We start from the raw sequence: 11,096 nt of genomic DNA, 5'->3' as shown, positions 1-11,096 counted from the left end.
TTGCCTGCGATGGCGTCAGTGGTCCCACCGAAAAAACTGCTGGCAAAACAGCACAGGTCTATGCGCCACTAGCACCATTCCTTAATTGTGCGTAAAGGTCGGCGCCCATCGCCGACCCGTCTGGAGATTCCCGTTATGAGCGAGAGTGTGTTTGCCGATCGCATCGTGCAGAACCTGCTCGACACCGACTTCTACAAGCTGACCATGATGCAGGCGGTGCTGCACAACTACCCGAACGTGGAAGTTGAATGGGAGTTTCGTTGCCGTAACAGTGAAGACCTGCGCCCGTATCTGGCGGAGATCCGCTACCAGATCGAGCGCCTGGCCGAGTTGAGCCTGAGCCCCGACCAACTGGGCTTCCTGGAACGCATCAGCTTCATGAAGCCGGATTTCCTGCGCTTCCTCGGGCTGTTTCGCTTCAACCTGCGCTACGTGCACACCGGCATCGAAAACGGCGAGCTGTTTATCCGCCTGCGCGGGCCATGGCTGCATGTGATCCTGTTTGAAGTGCCGATGCTCGCGATCGTCAGCGAAGTGCGTAACCGCTATCGCTACCAGAGCGTGATCCTCGAACAGGCCCGCGAGCAGCTGTATCGCAAGTTCGACTGGTTGACCGCCAACGCCAGCGTCGAAGAACTGTCCGAATTGCAGGTGGCGGATTTCGGCACCCGCCGGCGCTTCTCCTACCGCGTGCAGGAAGAAGTGGTGAACGTGCTCAAGCACGACTTCCCCGGGCGTTTTGTCGGTACCAGCAACGTGCACCTGGCCCGCGAGCTGGACATGAAGCCCCTGGGCACCATGGCCCACGAATGGATCATGGCCCACCAGCAACTGGGCCCGCGGCTGATCGACAGCCAGATCGCCGCCCTCGACTGCTGGGTACGCGAATACCGTGGCCTGCTGGGCATCGCCCTGACCGATTGCATCACCACCGACGCGTTCCTCGGCGATTTCGACCTGTACTTCGCCAAGCTGTTCGACGGCCTGCGCCACGACTCCGGTGACCCGGTGCAATGGGCCGAAAAGGCCATCGCCCACTACCACAAGCTGGGGATCGAGCCGATGAGCAAGACCCTGGTGTTCTCCGACAGCCTGTCACTGCCCAAGGCGCTGGAGATTTTCCGCGCGTTGCGGGGTCGGATCAATGTGAGCTTCGGCATCGGCACCAACCTGACCTGTGATATTCCAGGTGTGGAACCGATGAGCATCGTGCTTAAAATGACTGCCTGTAATGGCCAGCCCGTCGCGAAGATTTCTGATGAAGCGGGCAAGACCCACTGCACCGATCCGAATTTCGTCGCCTATTTGCGCCACGTTTTCAAAGTACCTGCCCTACCCAGCAAGGAGTGAATCATGCAAGCCGTACAGCGCGAGATTGCTGAACAGCTCAAGGTCCAGCCGCCGTTCAAGGACCAGGCCGCCCTTGAGGCGGAGGTCGCCCGGCGCGTTACCTTTATCCAGGATTGCCTGCTCAATTCAGGCCTCAAGACGTTGGTGCTGGGCATCAGCGGCGGCGTCGATTCCCTGACCGCCGGCCTGCTGGCCCAGCGTGCGATGGAAGAGTTGCGGGCCGCCAAGGGTGACGAGGCCTACCGCTTTATCGCGGTGCGCCTGCCCTACGAGACCCAGTTCGACGAACACGACGCCCAGGCGTCCGTAGACTTTATCGAGCCCGACGAGCGTCACACCGTAAACATCGGCCCGGCGGTGAAATCCCTGGCCAATGAAGTGGCGGCGTTTGAAGGCAAGGCGGCGGTCTCCCGGGACTTCGTGCTGGGCAACACCAAGGCGCGCATGCGCATGGTGGCGCAGTACACCATCGCCGGCGCGGCCGGTGGGCTGGTGATCGGTACCGACCATGCGGCGGAAGCGGTGATGGGCTTTTTCACCAAGTTCGGTGATGGCGCCTGCGACCTGGCGCCGTTGAGCGGGCTGGTGAAAAACCAGGTGCGTGCAATTGCTCGGCACTTTGGTGCACCAGAGTCACTGGTAGAGAAGATCCCGACGGCCGACCTCGAAGACCTGTCGCCAGGCAAACCGGACGAGGCGTCCCACGGCGTGACCTATGCCGAGATCGATGCCTTCCTGCACGGCGAGCCGGTACGCGAGGAAGCGTTCCGGATCATTTGCGAGACCTATCGCAAGACCGAGCACAAGCGGGTGATGCCGTTTGCGCCCTGAGCTGACGTAGCAGCTCATTCTGGCAAAAGGGCTTACTGTGGTGAAGGAGCTTGCTGTAGCGAGGGAGCTTGCTGTGGCGAGGGAGCTTGCTCCCGCTGGGGCGCGAAGCGCCCCCCCGAAACCTGCTTACCGCTTTTTCTGATGCTACGCGGTGACCTTATTGGGGCTGCTCCGCAGCCCAGCGGGAGCAAGCTCCCCCGCCACAAAAGCAGCTTGCCTACAGCTCAAAAAAAAGCGCCCCGAAGGGCGCTTTTTTTTGCCTGAAGAATGATTACTTCAGGGTCACAGTGCCTTTCATCATCGAGATGTGGCCTGGGAACGAGCAGAAGAACGAGTAATCAGTACCTGCCGCCAGCTTCGACACGTCGAAGGTCACGGAGTCTTTCTCGCCGGCACCGATGATCTTGGTGTGGGCGATGATGCGGGTGTCGCCGTCTTTCAGGTAGTTCTTGTCGATACCGGCAGCCATGCCGTCGCTGGCGATGCCAGGCATGTCGGCGGTGGAACTCAGCACCCAGTTATGGCCCATGACGTTTTTCGGCAAGCTGCCGGAGTGGGTCAACTCAACGGTGAACGTCTTGCAGCTCTTGTCGATTTCGACGGCCTTGGTGTTGAAGGACATCTGGTCAGTGGAGTCGACAGTGACCTTGCACTCTGCAGCAAGCAACTGGCCGCTAGCCAGAGTCAGCAGGGAAACAGCAACGAGTTTGGCAAACATGTGAATCTCCAGGGCAGGGTTTAAAAAACGCATATTGCGACAAGGGTGCCTGAGTCAGGCAGGACTTCATATGATCTGTATCAACAGATTGTATACAACTTTAGGCTATCAGACTCATCGACACAATCTACCGGCCAAAGTCCCGAGGCCAGCCTATGATCGGCTCATCTTCCTCCTGGAGTCCGAGCCATGCACCTCAATAGCCTGTTCCGCAGCCTGCTTGCCGCCTACGCCTGTGGTGCCAGCGGCACGTACGAAACACCTCAACGCGAGGTTTAATCCTTTGAGAGACGCAAGCCAGCCTTTACTCTTTAGCCACAACTGAGTGGAGTCAGGTATGTCTTTGAAGTCTGTCTGTGTGTTTTGCGGTGCCAGCAGCGGCACCAACCCGGCCTACCGTGAAGCGGCCGTGGCCCTTGGGCGCGCCCTGGCCGAGCGCAAGCTCACCCTGGTATATGGCGGCGGCGCCGTGGGCCTGATGGGTATCGTCGCGGATGCGGCCCTGGAAGCCGGTGGCGAGGTGATCGGGATTATTCCCGAAAGCCTGAAAGTCCTGGAAATCGGTCACAAAGGCCTGACCCGCCTGGAAGTGGTCGACGGCATGCACGCTCGCAAGGCGCGCATGGCCGAGCTGAGCGACGCGTTCATTGCACTGCCGGGCGGCCTGGGCACCCTGGAAGAACTGTTCGAAGTCTGGACCTGGGGCCAACTCGGCTACCACGGCAAACCGCTGGGTTTGCTCGAAGTGAACGGTTTTTACCGCAAGTTGACCGATTTTCTCGATCATATCGTCGGCGAAGGTTTCGTCCGCGCACCGCATCGTGCCATGCTGCAAATGAGCGAATCGCCGGCTGAGCTGCTTGACGTACTGGATGCCTGGCAACCGCTGGTCCTGCCCAAATGGGTAGACCAAAAACCCGATTAACCCTTGGGACGCGATTAAAGGCAGAATACGCGCCGCTCAACCTCACCTTCGACCCCAGAGGATCGCCCATGGCAAAACCTAATTACTCCTTCGCCAAACGTCAGAGAGACTTGGCCAAAGAGCAGAAGAAAGAGGAAAAGCTGCAGCGCAAGAAACTTGCAGCCGACGAAGAAGCCGGTGCACTGAACCCGGATGCTGAAGGTACAGTGGCTACAGACGAAACCGAAGCACCGAAAGATCAGGCGCCGGACGCCTGAGAACCACTGGATTTATGTAGGAGCCGGCTTGCCGGCGATCGGGCCGAATGATCACCAGAGATCTCAAGGCCGCCATCGCCGGCAAGCCGGCTCCTACAGTGGATCTGCGCTATTCCAGCGGCATCACCGTCACCCGCACTTCCGGGTCATGGCTCCCTCCCCCCAGAATCACCCCCCGCAACGGCGAAACATCAGAAAAATCCCGGCCCCAGGCCAGGGTGATGTGTTCCAGTGCCGGCTGCACATTGTTGGTCGGATCAAAATCCACCCAACCCGACACCGGGCAAAACACCGACACCCACGCGTGGGATGCATCCGCGCCGATCAGCCGTGGCTGGCCAGGCGGTGGCTGGGTCAGCAGGTAACCGCTGATATACCGCGCCGCCAGGCCCCGGGAGCGCAGGCACGCGAGCATCAGGTGGGCGAAGTCCTGGCACACGCCACGCCGGCGCTCCAGCACTTCCACCAGCGGCGTGGCGACTTGGGTGGCTTCGGCATCGAAGGTGAACTCGCTGAAGATCTTTTGCATCAGCGCCTGCACGCCCAACAGCAACGGGCGACCGGCCGGGAAACAGTCTTCAGAGAACTCGACGAAGCTTTTCTTCAGATGCACGTAGGGCGATTCGAAGCGATAGCGACAGGCCTCGATCACCTCGGCCGACAACGGCTGGCTGCTGTAGGTCAGGCCGTTGCGTGTCTGGTCCCAGGCCGGCGACAGGTTGAAGTCCAGTGCCGGCCGCGCCAGCACTTCCACAGTCAGCCCGGCATTCACCAGCAGTTCATCATGGGGCCGCTCGAACGCCAGCCGGGTGATCGGGTTGCCAAACACGTCCAGCTCATCCCGGCGCGAGGTCGGCTCGGGGCTGATCTCCAGTTGCTGCGAGCTGCAGCGCTGCCAGGCACACGGCCGCGGCCACAGGTGCGCCAGCTGCTGGGCCAGGGACACCGGGCTGTCGTAGTGGTAATGGGTATCGTGGAAAATCTGGTAGCGGGCACTCATCACACAGACACCGTTTGCTGGCTGACATCATCCACATGGGCAAAATGGCGCAAGGCCAGGCGGTCGGAGACTTGCCCGCTTTCGTCAGCCACCGCTTGCAGCAGGTCGGCCAGGCCATCCAATGCGGCACGCACGCTGGACTCACCGAACAGCGGGTTCTCCAGGCAGCCCAGGTCAAAGCGCGCCAGGCGCTCCACCAACGGCGCCAGCCCGGTTTCCCGAGGTACGCCGAAATCGTCATTCAGGCGACGCAGGGTGCGGCTCACCAGTTTCAGCTGGAACAGCACCGCGTGGGGGTTTTGCTCATCCAGCAGCAACAGGTCCAGCACCGGGATCAATTGCGGCACCGCGAGGTAACGCGAGCGATAGGTGATGCTGCTGTTGCCCAGCTCCAGCAACCACTCCAGCCCGGCCTGATCGAACACCGCCACGCCCCGCAGGAAGGCCGCGAGGCTGCTGCTGAGAAACTGCAGACGCTCGATGCGCCGGCCCATCATCAGGAAGCGCCAGCCTTCGTCGCGCGTCATGTCGTCGAGGGCAAAGCCCGACAGCGCCGCGAGGGACATCACCAGCCGGTTGAGGAAGTCGAGCAGTTCGCCGAAGTCCGGCTCTTCGCTTTCCAACTCCAGGGCTTCGCGCTGCAATTCCACCAGCGCCTGCCAGTTTTCCCGGGACAACTTGCCGCGCACCTGGGACGCCGCCCACTGCAAACGCTGCAAGTTGGCCCGCAGGCTCGACGGCCAGTCATCCCCGAGCAACGCCGCCTGAAGCCGCTCAGGCAATTCGCCCTCCTCCGGCAACAGTCGCAGGTTCTCACCCAGCTCAACCGCTGCCTGCAGCGCCAGCGGGTCATCTCCGTCGACATAGCGGGCAAGGACGATCCGCAACCAGCGCGCACTGTCATCACAGCGCTCGCAATAGCGGCCAAACCAGAACAGGTTCTCCACCACCCGCGACGGCAGGTACGGGTCACGTCGCACCAGGTCGTGGGCGCCAATGGCTCGCTGGGCACGCCACTGTTCGACGCCGTGGGCGCGCTCGCCGAGCACCCAGGTGTCCTTGCTCGCGCCGCCGCGCTGCATTGACACCACTTCGGCATCGGCTTCGGCGGCCACGCGGGTCAGGCCGCCGGGCAGTACCCGGTAACCGTCAGCGCTGGCCACGGCGTACACGCGCATGCCGATGGCGCGGTGTTGCAGGTGATCGTCCACCGTGTGCCAGACCGGCGCCTGGGACAGTTGCGCGAGTTCCTGGGCGACGTAGGCGTAAGGTCGCGCCTGCATGCGTTCGGCCAGGGCCTGGCGCTGCTCATCGTTCAAATCGCGGCCAAATACCGGGTTGAAACTTTGCGACGGGAACGCCGGTTTGATCAGCAGCTCCGGGAGCTTTTCCAGGGCTTCGGCCAGCACCGGCGGCTCACCGCACCACCAGGTGGCGATGGACGGCAGGATCAATTCTTCGCCAAACAGGAATTGATTGATCTTCGGCAAAAAGCCCAGCAGGCCGGGGGATTCCAGCACGCCGCTGCCCAAGGCATTGGCCACCAGCACGTTGCCTTGTCGCACCGCGTCCAGCAGGCCGGGCACGCCCAGGGCCGAGTCGGTGCGTAGCTCCAGCGGGTCGCAGAAGTCATCGTCCAGGCGGCGCATGATCGCGTGTACCCGGCGCAGGCCACTGAGGGTCTTGAGGTACACCGTGGCGTCGCGCACGGTCAGGTCGCCACCTTCCACCAGCGGGTAGCCGAGCTGACGGGCAAGGTACAGGTGCTCGAAATAGCTTTCGTTGAATCGGCCCGGGGTCAGCAGCACGATCAGCGGCGGCTGGTCATCGCTCGGTGCCTGGCGGGCCAGGGTTTCCTGCAAGGTGCGGAAGAAACCGGTGAGGTGCTGCACCTGCAAGTCGCGGTACAGGTCCGGGAAAGCACGGGACACGATGGTGCGGTTTTCCAGGGCATAACCGGCGCCGGACGGGGCCTGGGTACGGTCGGCAGTGACCCACCAGCGGCCATCCGGCGTGCGCGCCAGGTCCACGGCGTACAAGTGCAGAAACGCGCCGTCGGGCGGCTGGATGCCCTGGCACGGCCAGAGAAAATTGTTATGGCCGAACACCAGCTCTGCCGGCAGCAAACCTTCGGCGATCAACCGTTGCGGGCCGTAGAGGTCGGCCAGGACCGCATTCAGCAGGCGTGCGCGCTGGGCGATGCCGGCGGAGAGTTGCTTCCACTCATCGGCGGCCAGCACGTGGGGCAACAGGTCCAGCTCCCACGGGCGATCGGCGCCCTTGGGGTCGGCGTAGACGTTGTAGGTCACGCCGTTTTCCTGGATCTGCCGGGTCAGCAAGGCCTGGCGCTGGGCCAGTTGCGCCGGAGTGCTGCGTTGCAGGTGATCGAGCAGGCGCTGCCAATGGGCACGAACCGCGCCACTGTCGTCCAGCAGTTCGTGATAAGTGCCCGCGGTCAGCGGGTAACGGTCGAGCAAGTCGGGCATGGAACGCTCGGCAGAGGCAAGGGAAGTCAGTATGTAGGAGCCGGGCTTGCCCGCGATGCAGGCACCTCGGTGCATCTGGTGTACCGAGGTGATGCTATCGCAGGCAAGCCAGCTCCCACATTAGGGATTTGTCGCTTTCGGGATTATGTACATTCAATCCTCTGTTTTTTTTGCAAAGCGCCGCAAATCCAGGGTCATTGGCAGTTCATCATTGATCACCACACTCGGCACCGGCAGTTTCCCGGGGCTGTGTCCCAGGCGGAAAAACCGCGCCATCCGCCGGCTTTCAGCTTCGTTGGCATTCACCGGCAGGCTGTCGTAATTACGCCCGCCAGGATGGGCGACATGGTACTGGCAACCACCCAGCGAGCGCTGCATCCACGTGTCCAAAAGATCAAATACCAGCGGCGCATGCACCGGGATGGTCGGCTGCAAACAGTTGGCCGGTTGCCAGGCGCGATAGCGCACACCGGCAACAAACTCGCCGACCCGCCCGGTGGGTTGCAGCGGCACCGGAATGCCGTTGCAGGTCAGCAGGTAACGCTGGGGCGGCAGGCCGCTCAACTTGACCTGCAAGCGCTCCAGGGACGAATCCACATAACGCACCGTGCCGCCCACCGCGCCCTCCTCGCCCAGCACATGCCAGGGTTCCAGGGCCTGGCGCAGCTCCAGTTCGATACCACTGACGGCGTAGTCGCCGACCTTGGGAAACCGGAATTCCAGGTGCGCGGCAAACCATTCGGCCCGCAGCGGGTAACCGGCAGCGTTCAACTCGACGATCACGTCGGCAAAATCCTGCTCGATAAAGTGCGGCAGCAGGAAGCGGTCGTGCAGTTCCGTGCCCCAGCGCGCCAGCTTCGGCGGCGCATAGGGTTCACGCCAGAAACGCGCGACCAGTGCCCGCAGCAACAGTTGCTGGGTCAGGCTCATGCGTGCGTGGGGCGGCATTTCAAACGCCCGCAGCTCCAGCAGGCCCAGGCGTCCGGTGGCGCCGTCCGGCGAGTAGAGCTTGTCGATGCAGAACTCGGCGCGGTGGGTGTTGCCGGTGACGTCGATCAGCAGGTTGCGCAGCAGGCGGTCCACCAACCACGGCGGGCACTCTTCGCCTACTTCGGGCATCTGGGCGAAGGCAACTTCCAGTTCGTACAACGCATCGTTGCGCGCTTCGTCGACCCGTGGCGCCTGGGACGTCGGGCCGATGAACAGGCCGGAAAACAGGTAGGACAAAGACGGGTGGTTATGCCAGTAGCTGATCAGGCTGCGCAGCAGATCGGGGCGCCGCAGGAACGGCGAATCCTTGGGCGTCGCGCCGCCGAGCACAAAGTGGTTACCGCCGCCGGTGCCAGTGTGGCGGCCGTCGATCATGAATTTTTCGGTGGTGAGGCGGGTTTGCCGGGCTTCTTCATAGAGAAACTCGGTGCGCTCTACCAGTTCGTCCCAGGTGGCGGACGGCTGCACGTTGACCTCGATCACGCCCGGGTCCGGCGTCACCCGGAAGTTGCTCAGGCGCGGATCGCTCGGTGGCTCGTAGCCTTCCAGCAGTACCGGGCAATGCAGTTCTTGCGCAGTGGCTTCGATGGCCGCCACCAACTCCAGGTAATCCTCGACCCGCTCCAGCGGCGGCATGAACAGGTACAGCCGGCCTTCCCGCGCTTCGGCGCACAGGGCGGTGCGGGTCAGCCAGTCGGCGGATTCGTCGATCTTCGGGATACGGTCCTGGCTCGCGGCTGCCTCGCCATGGCTTTGCAGTTGTGAGCTGCTCGGCAGGTCTGCCAGGTCCTGATTGGGATCAGTGGGGTGCACGAACGGATAATCCGCCGCCGTCACCCACGGCTGCGAGGCCAGGGGCAGGCGATAACCCAAGGGCGAATCGCCCGGCACCAGGCGGCAATGGTTGTCCCGCAGGTACCAGCGGCCGCTCTGCCAGCGGTCATTGGCCGCCGTACGCGCCAGCGGCAGCACCTGGCCGATGACTTTATCCAGGCCCTGGCTGAAGACTTTGCGCAGGCGTTCGCGCTCAAGCTTGTCATCCAGGCGCGGATCTTCGGCACTGACGTTTTGCGGCAAGGCGCCTTCGCGCCACAGGTAATAGAAATTGTCTTCGTAGGCCGGGAATACAAAATGCGCAGGCAGTTTCAGGCGCTCGGCGACGCTCGCCAGAAAACGCCCGGCCATCACGCCATCGGCGCCGTAGCTTTCCTGCTCATCGGCGATCAGCGCGCTGTTGTGCCAGATCGGCACCCCGTCGCGGCGCCAGTAGCAGTTGAGGGACCAACGCGGCAGTTGCTCACCCGGGTACCACTTGCCCTGGCCGAAATGCACCAGGCCCTTGGGCGCGTAGTGCTTGCGCATACGCTGGAACAGTTCGGCAGACAGACGGCGTTTGTCCGGACCGAGGGCGGCGGTGTTCCATTCGGCGCCGTCGGGGTCGTCGATGGAAACGAAGGTCGGTTCGCCGCCCATGGTCAGGCGCACGTCGTCCTTGAGCAGGTCGCCATCAATCTGCCGGCCCAGGGCCTGGATCGCCAGCCACTGCTCTTCGGTGTAGGGCTTGGTAACCCGTGGGGCTTCCCAAATCCGCTCTACGGACATCTCGTGGGTAAATTCGCACTCGCAAGGCTCCACCAAGCCACTGATGGGCGCAGCGGAAGAAGGATCAGGACTACAGGCCAACGGAATATGGCCTTCACCGGCGAACAAGCCGGAGGTGGCGTCGAGGCCAATCCAGCCGGCGCCGGGCAAATACACTTCACACCAGGCGTGCAGGTCGGTGAAGTCCACTTCGGTGCCGGACGGGCCGTCCAGGGCTTTGACGTCGGCGGTCAACTGGATCAGATAGCCGGACACAAACCGCGCCGCCAGCCCCAGGTTACGCAGCAGCTGCACCAGCAGCCACGCCGAGTCGCGGCAAGAGCCGGAGGCATTTTCGAGGGTGAATTCCGGGGTTTGCACGCCCGGCTCCATACGGATCAGGTAGCCGATATCCGCCGCCAGACGCTGATTGAGCCCCACCAGGAAATCCACGGCCGGCAACGGTGTGCGGTCGATACCCGCCAGATAGGCGGCGAACCGCGGGGTCAACGGCAAGGTTTCCAGGTACGGCGCCAGCTCGCGCTGCTCATCGGCGGCGTAGCTGAAGGGGATTTTCTCGGCGTAGGGCTCAAGGAAAAAGTCGAACGGATTGAACACCGCCATCTCGGCGACCAGGTCGACTTCGATGCGCAACTCGTCGGTCTTTTCCGGGAACACCAGGCGCGCCAGGTAGTTGCCCTGTGGGTCTTGCTGCCAATTGATGAAGTGCTGCTCCGGCAGCACTTTCAGCGCGTAGGACAAAATCCGCGTGCGGCTATGGGCCGCCGGACGCAGACGGACAATCTGTGGGCCGAGTTCGACCGCGCGGTCGTAGCGGTAATGCGTAACGTGGTGCAACGCGACATGAATCGACACGGCGGCCTCCTGCGAGCCAGGGCATGGAAACAAAGCGCGCAAGACTTATGCCAGAGCGGCCGTCATTGCGCTTTATCGTGGG

General features: G+C 62.7%; 8 protein-coding genes. 4 read left to right on the top strand and 4 right to left on the bottom strand.

What is annotated here, in order from left to right; genetic code table 11:
- Positions 1 to 135 precede the first annotated feature (135 nt).
- Both pncB and nadE read left to right on the top strand, forming a co-directional pair.
- A complete protein-coding gene (gene pncB / locus HX875_RS02345; protein WP_177041311.1) occupies positions 136 to 1,350 on the top strand; it encodes a nicotinate phosphoribosyltransferase in 1,215 nt (404 codons plus the stop codon).
- A 3-nt stretch (positions 1,351 to 1,353) separates the two neighbouring features.
- Positions 1,354 to 2,181 (top strand): ammonia-dependent NAD(+) synthetase, encoded by an 828-nt coding sequence (nadE, locus tag HX875_RS02340; protein WP_177041309.1) that lies wholly within the window; start codon positions 1,354 to 1,356, stop codon positions 2,179 to 2,181.
- A 271-nt stretch (positions 2,182 to 2,452) separates the two neighbouring features.
- On the opposite strand, the gene azu is transcribed toward nadE, so the two are convergent.
- Positions 2,453 to 2,899, bottom strand: coding sequence for an azurin (gene azu / locus HX875_RS02335; protein ID WP_177041307.1), 447 nt, complete (start codon positions 2,897 to 2,899; stop codon positions 2,453 to 2,455).
- Positions 2,900 to 3,236: 337 nt separating this feature from the next.
- On the opposite strand from azu, the gene HX875_RS02330 reads away from it, so the two are divergent.
- A complete protein-coding gene (locus tag HX875_RS02330; RefSeq protein ID WP_063033377.1) occupies positions 3,237 to 3,824 on the top strand; it encodes a TIGR00730 family Rossman fold protein in 588 nt (195 codons plus the stop codon).
- Positions 3,825 to 3,892: 68 nt separating this feature from the next.
- The gene (locus tag HX875_RS02325) at positions 3,893 to 4,081 is read left to right on the top strand and encodes a hypothetical protein (RefSeq protein WP_010173886.1); all 189 of its coding nucleotides are present in this window, start codon (positions 3,893 to 3,895) and stop codon (positions 4,079 to 4,081) included.
- Positions 4,082 to 4,190: 109 nt separating this feature from the next.
- Here HX875_RS02325 and HX875_RS02320 read toward each other — a convergent pair whose 3' ends face one another.
- The 3 genes from HX875_RS02320 to HX875_RS02310 form a co-directional block, all read right to left on the bottom strand.
- Positions 4,191 to 5,081, bottom strand: coding sequence for a transglutaminase family protein (locus HX875_RS02320; RefSeq protein WP_177041306.1), 891 nt, complete (start codon positions 5,079 to 5,081; stop codon positions 4,191 to 4,193).
- A complete protein-coding gene (locus HX875_RS02315; protein WP_177041304.1) occupies positions 5,081 to 7,567 on the bottom strand; it encodes a circularly permuted type 2 ATP-grasp protein in 2,487 nt (828 codons plus the stop codon). Before HX875_RS02315 ends, HX875_RS02320 begins: the two co-directional genes overlap by 1 nt.
- Positions 7,568 to 7,720: 153 nt before the next feature.
- Entirely contained in the window at positions 7,721 to 11,014 is a 3,294-nt protein-coding gene (locus HX875_RS02310) for a transglutaminase family protein (RefSeq protein ID WP_177041303.1), read from the bottom strand.
- Positions 11,015 to 11,096 lie beyond the last annotated feature (82 nt).

This window comes from Pseudomonas yamanorum, assembly GCF_013386765.1.
GTDB lineage: Bacteria > Pseudomonadota > Gammaproteobacteria > Pseudomonadales > Pseudomonadaceae > Aquipseudomonas > Aquipseudomonas yamanorum_A.
Note: the sequence above shows the minus strand (reverse complement) of the source record. Positions and strands in the feature narration are given on the sequence as shown.